Origin of the sequence: Microbacterium sp. LWO13-1.2, assembly GCF_038397725.1 — a bacterium.
GTDB lineage: Bacteria > Actinomycetota > Actinomycetes > Actinomycetales > Microbacteriaceae > Microbacterium.
Map to the genome: position 1 here is coordinate 264,990 of NZ_CP151634.1, position 19,736 is coordinate 284,725.

A 19,736-nucleotide genomic window follows, 5' to 3' on the forward strand; every position below is an offset into this window, starting at 1 on the left:
ACGGACACCGCGCTCAGCACTCGATGACGTTGACTGCGAGGCCGCCCTCGCTGGTCTCCTTGTACTTCGTCGACATGTCCAGCCCGGTCTGCCGCATCGTCTCGACGACGGCATCCAGCGATACGTAGTGCGAGCCGTCCCCGCGCAGCGCGAGCCGCGCCGCCGTCACCGCGGTCGATGCGGCGATCGCGTTCCGCTCGATGCACGGGATCTGCACGAGCCCGCCGATCGGGTCGCAGGTGAGCCCGAGGTGGTGCTCCATCGCGATCTCGGCGGCGTTCTCGATCTGGCGGTTCGTGCCGCCCATCACCGCGGTCAGGCCACCGGCGGCCATCGCGCATGCGGATCCCACTTCGGCCTGGCATCCGCCCTCCGCTCCCGAGATCGAGGCATTCGCCTTGAACAAGGACCCGAGCGCGGTCGCGGTGAGCAGGAAACGACGGATGCCACGGCGACGGTTCGCCTCGGCGACGAGGTCGTCATCGGCGCTGGACGCCGCCGTCTCCAGGGCTCGCGTCCCATCGAAGCCGAGCAACGCGCTGCCGACGAGTTCGCCGTAGGGCGTCACCGCGTTTCCCGCGCCGAGGCCCGAGTCGGCCAGGAAGCGCCACCAGTACATCGCCACGGCGGGAAGGATGCCGGCCGCGCCGTTCGTGGGGGCAGTGACGACTCGGCCGCCGGCCGCGTTCTCCTCGTTCACGGCGAGCGCGAATGCACCCAGCCATTCGCCGGGGAGTTCACGGTGTCCGCCGGACTCGGCCTCCTCGAGCTGCGCGCGGATCGTGCCGGCGCGGCGCTTCACTCTGAGCATGCCCGGCAGAGTCCCGTCGGCGCGCAGACCCGCGTCGACGCACGACGCCATCGCATCCCAGATCGCATCGAGTCCGGCAGCGACCTCTTCTTCTGTGCGCAGTGCGGTCTCGTTCAGCCTGGCGACCTCGGCGATCGAGAGGCCGTGTTCGTCGCAGAGGGCGAGCAGCGACGCGGCATCCGCGTAGGAGTACGGGAACGCGCTCGTGGCGAGCTTCGCCTCTTCGCCGTCACGGCGGATGAAGCCGCCGCCGATCGAGTAATAGGTCTCCTCGGCCACCACGTCGTTCTCGGCATCCCAGGCAGTGATCGTCATCGCGTTCGGATGGCCGGGAAGCCGCGTGCGAGGGGCGAAGACGATGTCGTCTTTCGTGAAGGGGACGTCATGGACGCCGTCGAGGCGGAGCAGCGCGCCGGGGCGCAGGTCGGTCCAGGCCGCCCGCACGTCCGCAGGGTCGCAGGATTCCGGGGCGAGGCCGCGGAGACCGGCCACGACGGCATCCGGGGTTCCGTGTCCGATCCCGGTCGCGCCGAGCGAGCCGAACAGCGTGCATCCCACGCGAGCGACGCGGGTGAGCACCTCCATCGCGCTCAGGCGTCGAGTGAAGTCGAGGGCGGCCCGCATCGGTCCGACCGTATGGGAGCTCGAGGGCCCCACTCCGATGGAGAACAGGTCGAAGGCCGAGACGTACGCAGTCACTTCATAAGGCTACGCCCCTCAGGGCGGCATCGCCCGGCCGAGCGCCGACTGCCCGCTACGCTGTGGGCGTGAGTGACGACACCGGCATCCTTCTGTTCCTCGGCATCGGCACGGTCATCCTGATCGGGATCGTCGTGTTCGGCCTTCTGAGTTCACGGCGGAAGAAGAACGCGCAGACGCGCTCGTGGACCGTGCGGACCGAGTGGATCGGCGACCAGCCGTACCTCGCGAGCACTGATCTGACACAAGACGACAAACGTCAGGAGGAGCTGTTCCGCCTGACGTACACGATCGGTGGAGTGCTGCCGATGACGCTTCCCGATGAGAACGGCGACCCGGTCGAGCGCGACCTGCGAGTCTCGCGGATCGGCCGGAGCCTGCGCGGCGGATGGCCTCAGGCGCAGCTGGGGCTCACCGCGTATTTCGCCGAGTGGGAGAACAGCGAGTTCCCGGCGACCTTCCCGGTCAAGGCGTCGGACAAGGTCGTGTCGATCACGATGGATGCCGACGGCGTCGCCGCGCGGGATGCCGCCGGCGCAGTCGTGTGGTCTTCGCCGTGGAGCTCTCTCCTCTTCTCGAATGGGCCGGATATCGTCCTGTCCGACGGCGCCGCCCACACGCTCCGGATCGAGACTCCCGAGGAGCATCCCGAGCTCGAGGAGATCCTGATCAAATACGGCACCCTGAAGCAGATGCACTTCTGAGCGACGGCCGTCGCGGCCATCCGTCAACCCCCTTGGCCGGGGCGAGCCCTCGACGCATGCTGTCGTCACCAGGCCGCAAGACCAAGGAGCGATCATGACGAACAGTGCAGCCCCGCAGGAGCAGAGCGATCCGGCGGAGGGGCCGACATCAGCCCCCGCCGCAGAGCCAGCACCCGCACCGCAGACGGAGGAGCGGACAACCGCCCCGGCCGCGGCAGACCCATCATCCACTCCGACTGCGGACGAACCGTCGGATGCGCCAGCAGTCGACGAGGCCACGACCGCCGAGTCCGCGACCGACACATCGCCAGCGACGGAGCCGACGACGGACGAGTCGACGGCGGAACCGGCGACGGACGAGTCGGTAACCGAAGCGCCAGCTGCAGGCGAGTCGACGACGGAACCGGCGACGGACGAGTCGGCAACCGAAGCACCAACGGAGCCGGCGACGAACGCCACTTCCACGACCGAAGAGCCGACCACCGAGCAGTTGCAGGAGCCGAGCACCGAGAAGGAACCCAGCGAAGAGCCGAAGGCTCCGGCGAAGAAGGAGCGTCCCGAGCCTGACCACGAAGCGGTGGGAATCGGCGTGGTCGGACGACCGCAATTCGATCCGGACGACATCACCCCGGGGTGACCCCGCTGAGCACCCCGGGTCGCTGAGCGTGCCGCAGCGCGCGGTCAGACGCGGGTGCGGGTGAGTGTGTCGAGGGTGGCGCGTGGGGTGCGCCATCGCTGTGCGGGGTCCCACCAGCCGGGTCCGCGGATCTGTGGGATGCCGCCGATCATGCGGATCTCCCATCCGGATCTGTCGAGGGTGCGGTGGTGGTGCCAGCACAGCGGCACCCCGTTGTCGGTGTGGGTCGGTCCGCCGCGGGCGTGTTCGGTCACGTGGTGGATCTCGCACCAGGATGCCGGGACGTGGCAGCCCGGGATGAGGCATTCTTTGTCGCGGAGCACGATCGCCCGACGTTGGTGGACGGTGAAGACCCGGTCGGTGACGCTGATCCCGACGATGCGGCCCTCGTCGAACAAGACGCGTTGGATCGTACCCGTGCAGGCGGTGTGGGAGGCGACGGATGCCGAGACCGGGGCGTCAACGCCGGGGATCGTCGCCCAACCGGCCGCGAATCCCGCTCCGGCGCCGGTGTCGCTGTTGACGCCGCTGTCGGTGTTGGTGCCGCTGTCCGGCACAGGGAGCGCGTCTGCGGCTGATCCGACTGCGAACTTCGCACCGTCGCCCGTGGCGAAGGTGGCAGCGTCGACGTGCACCACGAGAGTCGGCGCCGCCCCACCCAGGCTGGGCATCTCGTCGTGGCGGGCCGCGATGCCCAAGGCCGCGGCGAGGGCGTCGTGCTGCTTCTGCGCGCGGGTGCGCGGATCGATCACGTTCCTCGGGTCCGAGTTGAACGGATCCAGACCGTCACTAGCCCCGTCGATCTCGTCGGAGGGGCGGAACATCACACCCAAGTCGGCCGGGCCTGCTGTCTTCGGGTTCAGTTGCGCGTCGAAGATCAACTGCATCTGCGCGTAGACCTCGGGCAGCATGTTCCCCCAGACCGGGTAGGTCCCGTTGCGGAGCCTCCCGACCGTGAAGGACCGGTTCTGCGATGCCTCCGCCTCCGACGGCGCGGACCCATCCGGATCCAGATACAGGGCGATCAGCTGCGCGAACTGCTTCAGATCCTCCGGCGTCGCCGGAGGCGCCACATCAGCGGGCACAGTATCGGCATCTGCCCGCTCGCCGAAGTCGGCATCGGCGGCGGCACCGGCGAGGACGTACCCGCGGGCCTGGCCGGCGAGTTCGACATCCGCCCGCAACCGATCAGCCGTCCCGATCCGGACCCCCGCCCGTTCGATCGGACCGGTCGCCGCCAGCAGCCCGGCGATCCCGATCGTCCCGCCGAGCATCGCGCCGCGCAGTGCGGGCCACCGGGACGGCAATCGTGCACCTGAGGTGAGTTCCACATCACGGTGCACCATGTCCGCGGCCTTCACCACCCGGGCAGCCCCCGGTGCGTCGACCCGCAGCACCCGCTGCAGCAGTTCGTTCATGTTCCGGCATCCGAAGCCGTCCGGGAAACCCGGTTCTGCACCTGCCGTCGTCTCCACCACGACCGCCTCGATGCGGCGGAACGCCTCCCCGGCGACGCGAAGAACATGCATCCGGTCGGCATCCGACAGTGCCCCGAGAGCATCCGCACTCAGCACCTGATCGAGGTCGTCGACGACCTGATCGAGGAGAGGTATGGGGTTGTTCATACCTCCATTCAACAGGGGGCCACCGACATTCAGACCCGAAAAGAAGCAGATCAGAGAAACTTTTTCGATTTCCTTGGAGTCGAGCACCACCGGTCAGGTAGTCGGTCCCACTCCGCCGCCGCGAGGGGTCGAGGGCGGCCAGCATCGGTCCGACCCGACGATCGGAATGTCGCGCGACGACGCATCCGTCACATTCTGCGCGCCCCATCCGTCTTCTCTATGAAGAGGTTCACCGGACGGCGCACAACCGACGAACAGGAGAAACCCATGATCATCACCGAAGCCCCCATCGACGCAGATGCGATCGTCACCCACAAGGCGCGGATGCCGCATCCGGCTTTCGTGCTTGAAGGAGGAATCGACGCGATCAGCAGCATCAACCGCGCCGCGCAGTCATCCGGCGTCCCGGAGTCACTGCTGCATCTCGTCGCGCTGCGGGCGAGCCAGATCAACGGTTGCAGCTGGTGCGTCGTCGACCACGCCCGTCAGGTGCTCGAGGACGGTGCTTCCCATGAGCGCGTCCATGCCGTCGCCGCTTGGCGGGACGCGCCGTATTTCAGCGCCAAGGAGCGCGCCGTGCTCGAGTTCACCGAGGTCCTCACCCGCCTCGCCGATCACCACGACCCGATCTCGGATGAGCTCTGGGAGGAGATGACGAGCCATTTCGATCGCAGGCAGATCTCCGGGCTGCTCTTCGAGATCGGCGCGATCAATGTGTGGAATCGCATCAATGCGGCGATCCGGCAGCCGGCCGGCGCCCACTGACCGGTAGCTTGCGAGCGGAGAGGTGCACATGCAGACGACCGACCTCGGCGAGACGTTCGAGACCCACCGGCGATATCTGACCGCCGTCGCCTATCGGATGCTCGGCTCGCACGCCGACGCCGAGGACGCCGTGCAGGAGGCGTGGCTCCGCGTCGCCCGCGCCACCCCCGAGGTCGACGATCTGCGTGCCTGGCTCACGCGGGTCGTCAGCCGGATCTGCCTCGACCAGCTGCGCTCCCGCTCGCGGCGGCAGGAGAACCCGCTCGATCTGCTTCCGGAGGCGGAGCGGAGCCCCGACGAGTCCGACCCGGTCGTGCGCGCCGAGAGCGCCGACCGGGTCGGTTACGCCCTCATGCTGGTGCTCGAGCAGCTGACACCCGATGAGCGCCTCGCCTATGTGCTGCATGACGTGTTCGGCTTGTCGTTCGACGAGGTCGCGCCGATCGTGGACCGGACGACGCCCGCCGCCCGCAAGCTGGCCAGCCGGGCGCGCGACCGCGTGCGCGGGGCTGCCCCCGGCGACCCTCAGCAGGCGGCGACCCGCGAACAACGGCGGGCGGTCGTGGATGCGTTCCTCGCGGCCGCGCGGACCGGAGACTTCGCCGGGCTGCTGGCGGTGCTGCACCCGGATGTGGAGTTCCGCGTCGATCAGGGCGCTGACGGCATCCGTATCGTCCGCGGTGCAGAGAGCGTCGCCTCGAGCGCCGCCGCCTACCACCGCTACGCGGCGGGCTTCGACTTCGAGATCGTCGAACTCGCCACCGGTTTCGCTGTGGTCGCGATCTCCGACGGCGTCCCGGAATCCCTCCTCCTGTTCACCTCGGAGGGAGATCGCATCGTGGCCATGGAGACCCGCCTGATCCGCTGACGCAGAGCCGGCTGACGAGGACAGGGGCTACTCCACGAGCTTGCCCACCGTGTCGACGTCGCGCATGAGCTCGGCGATCTCGTCGGGGATCGGCGGGATCGACTCGCGCGTCACACCCGTGCGCGGCGACCAGACGAGGTTCACCTGCAGCGCCGGATCGGTCTCGGGATAGTCGCTGCGGTTGTGGCATCCGCGGGTCTCCCGCCGCTCGAGGGCCGCCTCCATCGTGGCCCGGGCGGCGAGCGCCGACGCCTTCAGATCGAACGCATGCGCGAGATCCTGGAACCCGGCGATGTCCGGGTGGATTCCGATGTCGGCCATCCGCGCTTCGATCGCGTCGAGCTCGGCGAGCCCCGCGAGCAGCCCCTCCTCGGATCGCACCACGCCTGCATGCAACGTCATGGTGTTGCGGATCGCGCGCTGCAAGGCACGGACGTTCTCCCTCCCATCCGCAGCGAGCAGGTCATCGACCTCTGCACGGGCAGCCGCCACGGCGACAGCAGATCGCCGCTGCGCATCCAATCCAGCAGCATGCGCCATCGCTGCCTGCCCCACCAGACGGCCGTAGACGAGCAACTCGATGAGCGAGTTGCCGCCGAGGCGATTCGCACCGTGCAGGCCGCTCGAGGCCTCCCCGATCGCATACAGGCCCTCGACGTCGGTCCGGTGGTCTTCCGGGCGCACCCAGACGCCGCCCATCGAGTAGTGGGCGGTCGGCGCGATCTCGATCGGGTCCGTGGTGATGTCGAGCATCTGCAGCTCGAGCATCGTCTGGTAGACGCGCGGCAGTCGCGACATGATCGTCTCGCGCGGGAGGTGCGACACGTCGAGCCAGACGCCGCCGTTCTCGGTACCGCGCCCCTCGGCGATCTCGGTGTAGGCGGCGAGCGCGACGCGGTCCCGGGTCGACAGCTCCATCCGCTCCGGATCGTACTTCTCCATGAACCGCTCGCCGAGTGCGTTGCGCAGGATGCCGCCTTCACCGCGCGCCGCCTCGGAGATCAGGGTTCCCGCTGCGTTCTCGGGCTCGATGATCCCGGACGGATGGAACTGCACGAGCTCAGGGTCGCGCAGCCGCGCCCCGGCCTCGACAGCGAGGCGGAAGGAGTCGCCGGTGTTCTCGTCACGACGAGAAGACGTGCGCCGCCAGATGCGGTTGTGGCCGCCGGCGGCCAGGATGACGGCATCCGCGTGGATCAGGTAGCGAGTGCCGTCGCTCTGATCGAAGCCGTACGCGCCGAACACGACGTTGTCGCGGACGAGCAGACGTGTGATGTAGACGTGGTCGAGGATCGGCACGTGCAGCTGCTCGGCCCGGCGCACCAGGGAACGCTGGATCTCGAGGCCGGTGTAGTCCCCGGCGAACGCGGTGCGCCGGAAGGTGTGCGCGCCGAAGAAGCGCTGCGAGATGCGTCCGTCGTCTTCGCGGGCGAAGTCCATGCCGTAGCGCTCGAGGTCGCGGATGCCGCGTTCCGCGCCCTTCGCGACGATCTCGACCGTGTGCGGATTGGCGAGGAGGTAGCTCTCCTTGATCGTGTCGGCGGCGTGCTGCTGCCAGCTGTCCTCGGCATCCATGGTGCCGAGCGCGGCATTGATGCCACCGGCAGCGAGTGCAGTGTGCGCATCCTGCCGCGGCCGCTTGCCGACCGCCAGAACGTCGACGCCCCGCTCAGCTACTTCGATCGCCGCGCGCAGGCCCGAACCCCCTGTTCCGATGACGAGGACGGAGGTGGAGATCTGTCGTTCACGTGTGCTCATATCCTCCACGCTAGGAACCCTGTGGTGATAACTCCAATGCATTGTTCGGCTTGATTCGATAGCTGTAGACTATTCTCATGAATCTGGAGCAGCTCCGCGGGTTCGTCCGCGTCGCCCAGCTCGGGCACTTCACCCGGGCCGCCGAGGACCTCCATCTGGCCCAGCCTTCGCTGAGCCGGCAGATCTCGACGCTCGAACAGGAGCTCGGGGCCGCGCTCTTCCACCGCGCACGCGGACATATCTCGCTCACTCCCGCCGGCGAAGCGCTGATGCCCCGCGCGCAGCGGATGCTCGCCGAGGCCGATGCCATCAAAGAGGAGATGAGCGACCTCGCCGGACTCCGACGAGGAAAAGTGCGTCTCGGCGCCACTCCTACCCTTTGCATCAGCCTCGTGCCCGAGGCGGTCGGGGCCTTCCACGAGATGCACCCCGGCATCGAGCTGCATCTCTCCGAGGCCGGCTCCCGACTGCTCATCGAGCAACTCGCCGTCGGCGCGGTCGACATGGCGCTCATCACCGCCTCCGATGACCCGCCTGTCGCCGGCGTCAGCCTCACGAGAATGCCGCTGCTGTCCGAAGAGCTCGTCGTCGTGTCGTCCGCCGCCCGACCCCCGATCTCGGCGCAGGCGACGATCGCCTTGGAGCAGCTCGCCGAGCTCCCGCTGATCGCCTTCGACGAGAGCTACGACCTGCGTGCGACGACGGATGCCGCATTCCGCGCCGTCGGTCTCGCACCGACGCCGGTGCTGGAGGGCGCCGAGATGGACGCGGTGCTGCGGTTCGTCGAGCGCGGCCTGGGAGTCGCGGTCGTGCCGGCGATGGTGCTGCTCGATCGACCGGAACTGCGTTCGGTGCGGCTGGCGCATCCACTGATGACGCGGACGATCATCCTCGCCCATCGCACCGACGTGACGCCGACCGCCGCCGGTGCCGCCATGCGGCGGGTCATCGTCTCGACGGCCGCCGAGGTCGCACAACGCGACCCGGCCATCACGAGCCTGCTCGGCTAGCCCGGAAAAGCAGAATTCCCCGCCACTTCCGTGACGGGGAATTTCTGATGATGTGCGCCCGAAGGGACTCGAACCCCTAACCTTCTGATCCGTAGTCAGATGCTCTATCCATTGAGCTACGGGCGCTCCTGCCCGCTCAGCGGGCCGACGATAAGCCTACAACAGTCGCGTCGCGATTGCGAAACGAGGGCTCAGTCGTGCTCTGCGGCCGCCTTCTGTTTCTTCTTCACCTTGCGGCGGGCACGCTGCTGCGAGGACAGCGCCTGCAGATCGACGAGCCGGAGCGCCTGCATCCGTGCCTCGCGCATGGTGTCGTAGTCGGGATCCTGATCAGGGCGCATCCCCTCGACGCGCAGGCGCCGATCGAGGTTGTGCCGCACGTCGGCCCAGGCTCCCTCCCGCGCTTCCTCCACGATGACGCTGAGCGCCTCCGCGTCCTCCATCGTCTCGCGCAGCTTGGTGGCGACGCCGTGGGACTGCTTCGCCCGACGCTTGAGGTTGCGGACGTCGCGGTCGCGGTAGTCGTGCGTGCCCGAAGGGTCGGAGTGGCGACCGCGGGCGCGCTTGCGCAGTTCCGCGAGCGTCTTCTCGGCCTGCTCCGCTTCCTCCGCCATCGCGCGCAGCGCCTCACGGGCGTCGGCGATGTACTTGCCGGTGTCGAAGACGCCGCCCTGGGCGATCGTGTCGACGAGGATGTGGTTCTTCACGACGAGGCGCGCAGCTGAGGTCGCGATCGCGACACCCTCAGCGATGGCATCCGATGTTCGTCCCACCGCAACCTCCTCTCCTCGAGCGTACCGGTATCACTTGCGCAGAACGTCGGCCAGAATGGATCCGATCGGGGTCTCGCCGCCTACACCGCCGCGCGAGACGCATCCTCGAGATCGCCCCCAGAGGAGGATGGATGCAGCCGCTCACGTTCACCGGCAGCACAACGGTCATCACCGGAGCCGCGAACGGCATGGGCGCCGCTGTCGCCCGCCTGCTCGCCGCCCAGGGCGCCCACCTCGCGCTGCTCGACCACGATGCCGACGCGCTGGCCGCCGTGGCCGAGGACCTGGCGAATACGACCGTGACGACGCATGTCGTCGACCTGCGCGATGACGACGCGGTCTTCGCGGCGGCCGCCGAGATCGCCGCTGCGCACGGGCAGGTGAACGCCCTGATCACCTGCGCAGGCTCGTCGATGCTCGGCTCTCTCGACCAGCTCACGATGGAGGAGATGCGCTGGCTGGTCGATGTGAACCTGTGGGGAACGGTCTCGATCACGAAGGCACTCCTCCCCGTGCTGCGCGCGGCGCCGGCGGCTCACATCACGCATCTCGCCAGCGTCTACGCCCTCGCCGCCCCCGCGGGTCGCATCCCCTATGCGCTGAGCAAGTTCGCCGTCCGCGGCTTCTCGGAGTCGCTGCGCCATGAGCTCGAAGACACCTCGGTCACGGTCGGGGCCGTCTACCCCGCCGGAGTGCGAACGGGGATCATCCTGCACGGCCGCTATGCGGCGGCGATCGATCCGGCCGTCGCAGCCCGGGCCGCCGCAGCGCAGGCGCAGATGTATCACACCGACCCCGCGGATGCCGCGGCCCGCATCGTGCGCGCCACGCAGCGGCGCCGTGCGCGAACGATGATCGGTCGTGAGGCGCGTCTCATCGATCTGCTCGTGCGCGCCAGCCCGACCGGATACTGGGCGGCGATGCGGCGACCGCTCCGTGCGGCGATCGACACGACGACCCCCGCCTCCTGAACCCGTTCGCGGTCGCGTTCAGTCCGACGAAGCGGCGCGCGCCAGGAGAACCCGTTCGGCGGTCGCCCGCCCGGCGGCGAGGTGCCGCGGCACGAGGACGCGCAGGGCATCCACGTCGCGCGCGATCAGCGCATCGAAGATGATGCGGTGCTCGGCAGCCATCGCGACGAGATCGTCGTGCTGCCCGAAGAGCCACTGCAGGCGCGTGATGAACACGCGGATGAGTTCATCGAGCATCTCGTTGCCGGCCAGCTCGGACACGATCTCGTGAAACCGTCCGGCGGCGATTCGCGCTGCTTCCGTATCGCCCGCGCGTGCGGCGCTCTCTTCCCGTTCGAGTGCGGCGCGCAACCGTTCGATTCCGGCGTCATCGTGCCGCTCGGCGGCGAAGACGAAGATCAACGTCTCGACAGACTCTCGAACTTCGCTGAGGTCGTACAGGTCGCGCACGGTGAACTCGCGCACGACCGCCCAACTGCGCGGTCGCGCCACGACGACTCCCTCGCCGACCAGAGCGCGAATCGCCTCTCGCACCGGCAGACGTGACACGTGGAGTTCGGCCGCGATATCCCGCTCGATGAGCTTGGTTCCGGGCAGACGCCGGCCCAGCACGATGTCGTCGCGCAGAATCCGCGTCACCCGCGCAGATTCCAGTTCCCCGACTGCCCCCAGCCCTGTCATGTCTGAATTCTCGCACTGTTCGGAGTTTCGCGTTCGCGTGTGTCTCCCCGCGCGTGCACGTCGAAAGGGACGGGATGCCACAGCACCCCGTCCCCTTCATGCGGCTGGAACGATCGTCAGGGCAGACGGTTCGCGAGAGCCAGGTTCGCGGTCAGCTCCTCGGCGTTCTGCCTGACCACGTACGCGGGACGATCGCGCTCCACGCGCCACGATTCGCTCAGCGGGCCGACGTTCACGGTGTCGAAGCCGATCTCGTCGTAGAACCGCTCGACGAACTCGGCCGCGTCGTCATGGTCGCTCGAGGTCGCGAGCGCGCGCCGGTTCGGCGACCCGGCCGGGGCGCCGGCCGTCGCGATCTCCGAGGCCAAGATGTGGTTGAACGCCTTCGCCACCTTGGAGGTCGGCAGGTGCTGCTGGAGGAGCTCCGAGGTGGTGGTCTCCCCCTTGTCGAGAGCCTCGATGCGGCCGTCGCGCTCGAAGTAGTAGTTGTTCGTGTCGAGCACGATCTTTCCGGCGAGCGGCTCGACCGGGACCTGGTCGATCGCGTGCAGCGGCACGGTCACGACGACGACATCTCCCGCCGTTCCCGCCTCTGCGGCCGTGGCAGCTCGCGCCTTCGGGCCGAGTTCCGCGACGAGGTCGCCGAGGGTTTCGGGACCGCGGGAGTTCGCGATCACGACGTCGTAGCCGGAGGAGACGGCCGCGCGTGCGACCTGGGCTCCGATGTGTCCTGCACCGATGATTCCGAGAGTTGTCATGTCCGGGCCAACGCCCTCCGCACTGCGGTATTCCCGTCGGTGACGCCGGAAGTCACGAAGGCCGATTCACAGCTCCAGAAGGAGATGTTCTTCCAGCCGACGGTAGCCGAGCTGTTCGTAGAGCGAGACAGCACCGACGTTGAACCCGAACACGTGCAGTCCGATGGAGCCGGCACCGAGACGCTCGGCTTCTCGTTCGGCGGCGTGCATGAGCTCGCGGCCGTACCCCTTCCGCCGCTGATCGGCGGCCACCTCGATATCGAGGATGAAGGCATGCGGATGACCACCCCGTCGGCGCATGCCGATCCAGAGGATGCCCACCTCGACGCCGTCGACCGTCGCGGTGAACAACTCCTGACCCGGTGTCTCCAATCCCTGCGGCAGCTCCTGCAGGAACTGCCGGTGGGACTCCTCCACCGCCTCCTCCATCGTGTATCTGCCCGCATCGACGAGGTCCTGCGCGAAGGCCGCCTCGGATTCGATCTCGTAGCGGGGGTAGCGCTCCGGGGTCATCGGCGCCACCTCCACGTGGGCCGCGATCTGCCGACCCGGTAGCGGCTCGAGCAGCATCTGGATGGACGAGACCTGGAAGCCACGGCCGTCGGCGAACCGATGCCCCGCAGCATCCTGGGGGAACAGCCCCATGCTGACCCTGCGGACGTCATGCTCACGGCCCGTGTCCAGCACCGCGGCGAACACGGCGTCGCACTGCGCATCGCTGGGTTCGGTGCTGAACGCGAGATCGACGATGAACATCGTGGTGCTGTTCAGGCCGAGCCACACCGTGCCGATCTCGCCGTCTGCATCATCGACGATGCGCAGAATGCGCGACGTGGCCGTGGCCGTGCCGTCGGGAATCAGGTCGCTGAAGTAGGCGTCGGCCTGGTCGACGGCATCCTGTCCCAGGCGCAAACCCGAGTCCTGCCGCAGCCGGATGAGCCGCGTCCTGGTGACTTCCCGCCACTCGTCGTAGCGGTCGGCATTCAGAGGAAGCAGCTTCAGAGGCATTCGTCCATCATCCTCTGTTGCCGCCGCGACCCGTCAAGCCAGCTTGTGCAGTGCGTCCTCCGCAGCGACCCAGGCCAGCATCGCGCACTTCACGCGCGCGACGTATTTCGATACCCCGCCGAGGGCCGCGGCATCTCCGAGCAGCTCCTCGTCTGGTTCGATCTTCCCGCGTGAGCGCATCGCCTCGCGGAACGCGGCGATCCGGACCTCCACCTCGTCGACGGTGAGCCCCTCGACGAGTTCGGCGAACAGCGAAGCGGATGCCTGCGAGATCGCGCATCCGTGGCCTTCCCACGCGACCGCTTCGATCGTGCCGTCGGCGGCGCGGTGCAGCTGAAGGGTGACCTCGTCGCCACAGGTGGGATTCACCTGATGCGACTGCGCCGCGACCTCATCACGCAGCCCGAAACCGTGCGGGGTCCGGGAATGGTCGAGGATGAGCTCCTGGTACAGGTTCTGCAGGTCGCTCATGCGCCCCTCCGGAAGAAGTCGATCGCCGCGGCGACGCCCTCGATGACGGCATCCACCTCGGCCTCAGTCGTGTAGAGGTAGGTGCTCGCCCTCGTGGACGAGGTGACGCCGAGCCGCCGATGCAGCGGCTGGGCGCAGTGATGCCCGACGCGCACGGCGATGCCGCGATCATCGAGGAACTGACCGACGTCGTGGGAGTGGATGCCGGCGACGTCGAAGCTCGCGAGTCCCACCCGCGGCAGGTCGATGCCCGCGCCGAGCACGCGGACACCGTCGATCGCGCTCAGCCCGTCGACGAGCTGCCTGCCGAATGCCGCCTCGTGCGCAGCGATCCGCGGCATCCCGACCGCCGTCAGATAGTCGACGGCCGCAGCGAGCGCGATGGCCTGCGAAACCCGCTGCGTGCCCGCTTCGAAGCGCTGCGGCGGCGGCAGGTACTCGGCGGTCGTCGTCGTGACCGTGGTGATCATCGAGCCCCCGGTGAGGAAGGGCGGCATCGCCTCGAGGAGTTCGCGCCGCCCGTACAGGGCCCCGATCCCGGTGGGTCCGAGCATCTTGTGGCCGGAGAGCACAGCGAAGTCGACGTCGAGCTCTTTCACGTCGAGCGGGAGGTGCGGGGCCGATTGGCAGGCGTCGAGGAGCACGAGCGCGCCGACCTCTCGCGCACGGGCGACGATCTGCGGGACCGGGTTGATCACGCCGAGCACGTTGGAGACGTGCGTGACGGCGACGATCCTGGTGCGCTCGTTGATGATGGAGGCCGCGTCGTCGAGCCGCAGCGCGCCGTCGTCGTCGACCGGAATGACCCGCAGTGTCGCGCCGGTTCGGGCGGCGAGCTCCTGCCACGGGATCAGGTTCGCGTGGTGCTCCATCTCGGTGGTGACGATCTCGTCGCCCTCGCGCAGCCGGAGCCGGTCGGCCTCGGCACCGCCGCGTCCGATGGAGGCGTTGGAGAGCGAGTAGGCGACGAGGTTGATCGCCTCGGTGGCGTTGGATGTCCAGACGATCTCGTCATCATCGGCGCCGACGAAACGGGCGAGGGTGCTGCGGGCATCTTCGAACAGCTCCGTCGCCTCGGCGGCGAGCGTGTGGGCGCCGCGGTGCACAGCCGAGTTCATCGTGGACGCGAACTCGCGCTCGGCATCCAGGACGGCGAAAGGACGCTGCGACGTGGCCCCCGAATCGAGGTAGGCGAGCGGATGCCCGTTCACCTGCGTCTGCAGGATCGGGAAGTCCTCGCGGATGCGACGCACCTCCGCCTCGCTCAGCGGGGCAGCCAGGTCGACAACAGGGGAAGTGCTCATCCTTCAAGTTTCCCACCTGCCGCTGGGTGCGGGCCCGGTCGGAGTCGCGTCGGGGGCGAGATTGCGCGCATACGAGGTCGAAAACGCATCGGAAACGCGCCGTCGCCTCGGTGAGAGGTCAGAAACGCATCGCAAACGCGCGTTGAAGGAGCGTTTCTGACCACTCGCCGCCCGCGACCGCCAGCCGCAGCACGGCCACGCCGCTCCTCACCCCGACGCGATGACCCCGGCTACCGCGATCCGCTCCACGTGCACGGCTCCCCCGCGCCCCTCGATGGCGAGAGCCGTTCCCGACTGCGGGGCGATCAGATCGGTGAGCACGCGAGTGCCACCGTCGGCGAAGATCTCGATCGACGCGCGGTCCAGCCAGATGACGAGCTCAACCAGGCCTCCACCCGCGACAGGCATCACCTCGACGCTCGGAAAGCTCTCGGGCAGTCCTTCGGTGCCGGGGCGTCGATCGAGAGTGACCCGCAGGTCGCCGCGATCGTAGGCGAGGACGACACCGCCGTCGCCGGAAGGGTCGCATCGCAGATGGAGGGCGAACCCCGCCGCATCTCGGGTATCCACGCGCACGGTCATCCGCCCGGCTTCCGGCAGCCGCTCCATCAGCGTGACCCGCTCGTCGACGGACACCGCCTCGACCGCGCTCTCCCTCTCGAGGGGAGCGGACACGGGCTGCTGCCGCAGCCGGATCCGTCCCGCTCGACTGACGAGCGACAGCCGGCGCGGGAGCGTCATCATCCCGTGCCGAAGCAGTCCTTCACCGGCGGGCAGTTCCCGCGCATAGTCCCAATTCGACATCCACGCGATCAGGGTCCGTTCCTCGCGATCCAGACCGTCGAAAGTGACCCCGGCGTAGCAGTCGCGGCCGAAGTCCAGCCAGTCCGCCGGCTCATCCGTCGCCTCGGCATCCGCCGTGAAGGTCACGCCGTCGAAACTCCCGATGACGTACTGGGTGCCCGAGCCGCCCGCGACGCCGCCGGGGCTGAGGCTGATGATCAGCACCCAGCGCACCTCTGACGGGTCGCCGTCGACGGCGAGCGGGAACAGGTCCGGGCATTCCCAGACGCCGTCGACGGCCCGCTCCGGTCCGAAGCTCGACAGGAACGTCCAGCGTGTGAGGTCATCGGAGCGATACAGCAGCACCTGCCGGTCGACCGCCTCGACGGTGACCATCACCCAATAGCTGCCGGCCGGCCCGTCGTAGCGGAACACCTTCGGGTCGCGGAACTCCCCGGTGCCGCGATCGAGCACCGGGTTGCCCGCGTACTTCGTCCAGGTGAGTCCGTCGTCGATGCTGTAGGCGAGCGACTGCGCCTGCCGACTCGGGTTCCTCGATGCCTGGGTGTACAACGCGACCAGCGCCGGCGCGTCGGCCGAGCCGAGACCCGACGTGTTGCCGTGATCGATGACGACGGATCCGGAGAAGATCTCCCCGGCCTCATCGTCCCGAATGGCGACAGGATGGTGCTCCCAGCTGACCAGGTCGGTGCTGGATGCGTGCCCCCAGCTGATGTGATCATGCATCGCGCCATCCGGGTTGCACTGGTAGTAGAGGTGGTACTTGCCCCGGTGGAACACCAGCCCGTTCGGGTCGTTCATCCAGTTCCGCTCCGGAGTGAAATGCAAGAGGGGTCGGGGCGTATGGGCGTCGGTCACTACGGCATCCTTCAGGTGATCGGGTCGGGTCGAGGGTCGGAGGCGAGTCAGGGCCGCGGGCTACTTGCCGGCACCCGCGGTGAGGCCTTCGCGCAGCGGCTTCTGTCCGAAGATGAACACGAGCAGCGCCGGGATCATCGAGATGACCACACCGGCGAGCACTGTGGCCACGCTTCCGGTGCCGAGGTTGCCCTGCAGCGTCACGAGGCCGAGCGGCAGGGTGAAGTTCTGCTCGCTGATCGTCATGATCAACGGCCTGAAGAACTCATTCCAGTGGTAGTTGAAGGCGAGGATGCCGACGATGGCCAGCCCCGGTGCGGCGAGCGGCAGGTAGACACCGAAGAACACGCGCCAGGGTCCGGCGCCATCGATCTCGGCCGCCTCGGCGAGCTCGGGCGGCAGGCTCAGGAAGTACTGTCGCATCAGGAACGTGCCGAACGCCGTCGGCAGTGCCGGAACGATCAGCGCGAGCAGGGTGTCGGCGAGTCCCATGCCTCTGACGAGCATGAACACCGGCACGATCGTGACCTGCATCGGCACCATCATCGTGGCGAGGATCAGCATGAACAGGATCTTCTTGCTGCGGAACTCGAACCGCGCGAAGACGTAGCCGGCCATCGCCGCGCTGAGCATCTGCCCGACCACGATCAGCAGCGTCACCAGGGCGCTGTTCCAGGTGTACAACCAGACCGGGATGCGCGCGAAGACGTCGGCGAACGCGCCGCCGCCGAACTCGATGGCGCCGGTGTCGATGTTCTGCGGCGACATCGCCGTGATGAGCGTCCACACGACCGGAGCCAGGGTGAGGAACGCGGCGACGATGAGCAGCGTGTACTTGCCGAGCGAACCCAGTCCGCGCAGCGGAGAGGTCCTCTGGACCGCTTCGATAGTCATGTCAGTTCCTCACCCGTAGAAGACGAAACGCTTGCTGAGCTGGAACTGCACGGCGGTCACCAGCATGATCAGGATGGTCAGCACGATGCCGATCGCCGAGGCGAGGCCGAACTCGAGCTGCTGGAAGGCGGATTCGTAGATGACCATCACCGCGGTGCGGGTCTCATCTCCTGGTCCGCCTCGGGTGAGGACGTAGGGCTGGTCGAAGATCTGCAGGGCGCCGATGATCGCCATCACGCTCGCGACGAGCATCGTCGGGCTGATCAGGGGGATCGTGATCTGGCGGAACTGCCGCCACCCGGTCGCACCGTCGATCGAGGACGCCTCGTAGACCTCCTTCGGGATGGCGGCGACACCGCCGATGAACAGAAGGAACGTGAACCCGAAGTTCTGCCAGACGTACACCAGCAGCACCACGACCTTCGCTCCGAAGCCCGTGGTGAGCCAGCCGATCTTGGCGACGCCGAACCACCCGAGCACCTGATTCACCAGCCCGAACTCCTGATTGAACAGGTAGGCCATCACCAGGGAGACGGATGCCGCGGACAGGATCAGCGGGAAGAAGAGCGCCGAACGGAAGAACGTGCGCAGCCAGTTCGGCATCTTCGATTGGACCAGAACCGCCAGCCCCAGCGCGACGGCGAGCTGCAGGGTCACCGCCACGATCACGAACCCGATCGTGTTCAGGAACGACACCCGCACGGTGGGATTCGCGGCGAGCTGGACGAAGTTGTCGACGCCGACGAATTCCGGAGCCGTGATGATGTCCCAGCGGAAGAACGCCAGAACGATCGACCCGATGATCGGGATGAACGTGAAGATGCCGAGCCCGATCACGGTCGGCGCCAGGAACACCCAGATGAGGAGGCGGTTGCCGCGCTTCTTCTCCGGAGCGGGCTTCGCGCCCTTGGGCACGACAGTGGCACGGGTGGAGAGCGTCGTGGTGGACATCATCGTCCCTTCAATGCGAGTTCGAGGTCACGCTGCATCGTCTCGAGCCCGCGGCGGACGCCGCCCTGACCGTTGGTGATGGTCGTGACGACGTTCTTGATCAGCGCGGATTCGACGGCTGCCTGCTGCGGAGGTGCGGGCATCGGCCCACTCTCGGGGAACTTGTCCAAGGTGTCGTAGAACACCTGCCAGTGCTTCGGCCCCATGCCTGCGCCGTACAGCTCGTCGTTGATCGAACGGCGAGGGATCGAGGAATCCGGGCGCGGGTGGGCGATGCGGAGACCCTCGTCGGAGATGCAGTACTTCAGCCACTCCCAGGCTTCGTCCTTGCGAGGCGAGGTCTCCATGATGGCGTAGCCGCCGGCCCCGAACTGGTGCCGCTGGCTGCGCATCTTCGGGAAGAAGCTCACGTCGTATTCGTCGTTGGCGACGCCGGCATCGTTCAGTCCCTGTACCCAGAACCCGCCAGCGGGGGTCATCCCGACCTTGCCGGTGGAGAACAGTGAGACGAGCTCGTTGCCGCCGCCCTGCGCCGGGTTGGCCGCGAGGCCTTCGCTGACCATCTGCTGCAGGACTTCGAAACTCTCGATCGTGCGCTCGTTGAGGGCGTCGGCGTTCTCCCACAGCGGTCCACCGCCGCGCGGCTTCTCGTTCGGATAGAACCTGTTCCAGAGCCAGTCCCCGCCGGGGGCCTTCTCCTCGGTGAGGAAGCTGGTGTCGTTCACGTACAGCCACGGCACCACTCCGCCCCAGAGGCGGTTGTTCCAGAAATAGGGCAGGAAGTTGCCGTCGGCCGACTTCTTCATCGCGCGGGACACCTGGAAGAAGTCGTCGACCGTCCAGTCGTCACGCGGGCGCTCCAGCCCCGCCCGTTCCAGCGCACCCGTGTTGTAGAACACATTCGGGGCGTTGAAGTTGTCGGGCAGCTGGAAGAGATTGCCCTTGTACATGAACGCCTCGACGAGTGCGGGATTCACGTCGTCGAAGTATTCCTTCAGCTCGTCGCCGTCGCGCTGCACGTATTCGTCGATCGGGTGCGCCATCCGTGAGGCGAACAGCTGCGTGCCCTCGGTGGCCACCGTGACGACATCCGGCGGCGTTCCCGCGGCGACCATGGTGAGGATCTTGGCGAAGTAATTGCTCCAGTCCTGCCCCTGGATCGCGACGATGCGCACGGCGATTCCCGGATGCTTCCGCTGAAACCCTTCGACGAGCGCCTGCCGGGCCGCGGCATCCTGCGCGGTGCCGAAGAGCGCCACGGTCAGAGCGTCATCGCCTCTGCCGGGGATGTCCCCACCGGTGAGGCGAGGCCATGAGACGGCGGTGCCGATGGCACCGAGTCCGAGCAGGGCGATCATCGCCCTGCGACTGAGTTCAACCACGTTG

At 67.8% G+C, this 19,736-nt stretch carries 19 protein-coding genes and 1 tRNA gene; 6 read left to right on the forward strand and 14 right to left on the reverse strand.

The features are described from left to right. Positions 1-13: 13 nt before the first annotated feature. Entirely contained in the window at positions 14-1,510 is a 1,497-nt protein-coding gene (locus MRBLWO13_RS01280; RefSeq protein ID WP_341975955.1) for an L-serine ammonia-lyase, iron-sulfur-dependent, subunit alpha, read from the reverse strand. A gap of 68 nt (positions 1,511-1,578) precedes the next feature. On the opposite strand from MRBLWO13_RS01280, the gene MRBLWO13_RS01285 reads away from it, so the two are divergent. Beyond that, positions 1,579-2,214, forward strand: a complete 636-nt coding sequence (locus MRBLWO13_RS01285; protein WP_341975956.1) for a hypothetical protein — start codon at positions 1,579-1,581, stop codon at positions 2,212-2,214. A 94-nt stretch (positions 2,215-2,308) separates the two neighbouring features. Beyond that, on the forward strand, positions 2,309-2,851 hold the full coding sequence (locus MRBLWO13_RS01290) for a hypothetical protein (protein ID WP_341975957.1): 543 nt from the start codon (positions 2,309-2,311) through the stop codon (positions 2,849-2,851). Positions 2,852-2,895: 44 nt separating this feature from the next. Here MRBLWO13_RS01290 and MRBLWO13_RS01295 read toward each other — a convergent pair whose 3' ends face one another. Beyond that, positions 2,896-4,476 carry a DUF222 domain-containing protein gene (locus MRBLWO13_RS01295; protein ID WP_341975958.1) on the reverse strand — a complete coding sequence of 527 codons (1,581 nt, stop codon included), beginning with the start codon at positions 4,474-4,476 and terminating at the stop codon, positions 2,896-2,898. Positions 4,477-4,743: 267 nt separating this feature from the next. Between MRBLWO13_RS01295 and MRBLWO13_RS01300 the strand changes: the two genes are divergently transcribed. After that, complete coding sequence (locus MRBLWO13_RS01300) at positions 4,744-5,241, forward strand: carboxymuconolactone decarboxylase family protein (protein WP_341975959.1); 498 nt, start codon at positions 4,744-4,746, stop codon at positions 5,239-5,241. A gap of 28 nt (positions 5,242-5,269) precedes the next feature. Next, entirely contained in the window at positions 5,270-6,109 is an 840-nt protein-coding gene (locus tag MRBLWO13_RS01305) for a sigma-70 family RNA polymerase sigma factor (protein WP_341975961.1), read from the forward strand. A gap of 27 nt (positions 6,110-6,136) precedes the next feature. Here MRBLWO13_RS01305 and MRBLWO13_RS01310 read toward each other — a convergent pair whose 3' ends face one another. Then, positions 6,137-7,867 carry an FAD-binding protein gene (locus MRBLWO13_RS01310; protein ID WP_341975962.1) on the reverse strand — a complete coding sequence of 577 codons (1,731 nt, stop codon included), beginning with the start codon at positions 7,865-7,867 and terminating at the stop codon, positions 6,137-6,139. A 77-nt stretch (positions 7,868-7,944) separates the two neighbouring features. Here MRBLWO13_RS01310 and MRBLWO13_RS01315 point away from each other — a divergent pair, with 77 nt between their 5' ends. Then, on the forward strand, positions 7,945-8,877 hold the full coding sequence (locus MRBLWO13_RS01315; RefSeq protein WP_341975963.1) for a LysR family transcriptional regulator: 933 nt from the start codon (positions 7,945-7,947) through the stop codon (positions 8,875-8,877). Positions 8,878-8,930: 53 nt separating this feature from the next. Here MRBLWO13_RS01315 and MRBLWO13_RS01320 read toward each other — a convergent pair. Together MRBLWO13_RS01320 and MRBLWO13_RS01325 are read right to left on the reverse strand one after the other, a co-directional pair. Next, a tRNA-Arg gene (locus MRBLWO13_RS01320) sits at positions 8,931-9,003 on the reverse strand. Between the two features lie 65 nt (positions 9,004-9,068). Continuing rightward, entirely contained in the window at positions 9,069-9,650 is a 582-nt protein-coding gene (locus MRBLWO13_RS01325) for an asparagine synthase (RefSeq protein WP_341975964.1), read from the reverse strand. Positions 9,651-9,781: 131 nt separating this feature from the next. Between MRBLWO13_RS01325 and MRBLWO13_RS01330 the strand changes: the two genes are divergently transcribed. Then, positions 9,782-10,621: an SDR family oxidoreductase gene (locus tag MRBLWO13_RS01330; RefSeq protein ID WP_341975965.1), complete on the forward strand. Its 840-nt coding sequence runs from the start codon at positions 9,782-9,784 to the stop codon at positions 10,619-10,621. Positions 10,622-10,639: 18 nt separating this feature from the next. Here MRBLWO13_RS01330 and MRBLWO13_RS01335 read toward each other — a convergent pair whose 3' ends face one another. The 9 genes from MRBLWO13_RS01335 to MRBLWO13_RS01375 form a co-directional block, all read right to left on the reverse strand. Next, positions 10,640-11,302, reverse strand: a complete 663-nt coding sequence (locus MRBLWO13_RS01335) for a GntR family transcriptional regulator (protein ID WP_341975966.1) — start codon at positions 11,300-11,302, stop codon at positions 10,640-10,642. Positions 11,303-11,418: 116 nt separating this feature from the next. After that, positions 11,419-12,126, reverse strand: a complete 708-nt coding sequence (locus MRBLWO13_RS01340; RefSeq protein WP_341978254.1) for an NAD(P)-binding domain-containing protein — start codon at positions 12,124-12,126, stop codon at positions 11,419-11,421. Next, positions 12,127-13,068: a GNAT family N-acetyltransferase gene (locus MRBLWO13_RS01345; protein WP_341975967.1), complete on the reverse strand. Its 942-nt coding sequence runs from the start codon at positions 13,066-13,068 to the stop codon at positions 12,127-12,129. A gap of 33 nt (positions 13,069-13,101) precedes the next feature. After that, a complete protein-coding gene (gene sufU, locus MRBLWO13_RS01350) occupies positions 13,102-13,539 on the reverse strand; it encodes a Fe-S cluster assembly sulfur transfer protein SufU (protein WP_341975968.1) in 438 nt (145 codons plus the stop codon). After that, complete coding sequence (locus MRBLWO13_RS01355) at positions 13,536-14,843, reverse strand: cysteine desulfurase (protein WP_341975969.1); 1,308 nt, start codon at positions 14,841-14,843, stop codon at positions 13,536-13,538. Before MRBLWO13_RS01355 ends, sufU begins: the two co-directional genes overlap by 4 nt. A gap of 207 nt (positions 14,844-15,050) precedes the next feature. After that, a complete protein-coding gene (locus tag MRBLWO13_RS01360) occupies positions 15,051-16,505 on the reverse strand; it encodes a glycoside hydrolase family 32 protein (RefSeq protein ID WP_341975970.1) in 1,455 nt (484 codons plus the stop codon). Between the two features lie 60 nt (positions 16,506-16,565). Next, a complete protein-coding gene (locus tag MRBLWO13_RS01365) occupies positions 16,566-17,399 on the reverse strand; it encodes a carbohydrate ABC transporter permease (RefSeq protein WP_341975971.1) in 834 nt (277 codons plus the stop codon). A 9-nt stretch (positions 17,400-17,408) separates the two neighbouring features. Then, complete coding sequence (locus MRBLWO13_RS01370) at positions 17,409-18,350, reverse strand: sugar ABC transporter permease (RefSeq protein WP_341975972.1); 942 nt, start codon at positions 18,348-18,350, stop codon at positions 17,409-17,411. After that, entirely contained in the window at positions 18,350-19,732 is a 1,383-nt protein-coding gene (locus tag MRBLWO13_RS01375) for a sugar ABC transporter substrate-binding protein (protein ID WP_341975973.1), read from the reverse strand. The genes MRBLWO13_RS01370 and MRBLWO13_RS01375 overlap by 1 nt, the downstream gene beginning before the upstream one ends. Positions 19,733-19,736: the final 4 nt, after the last annotated feature.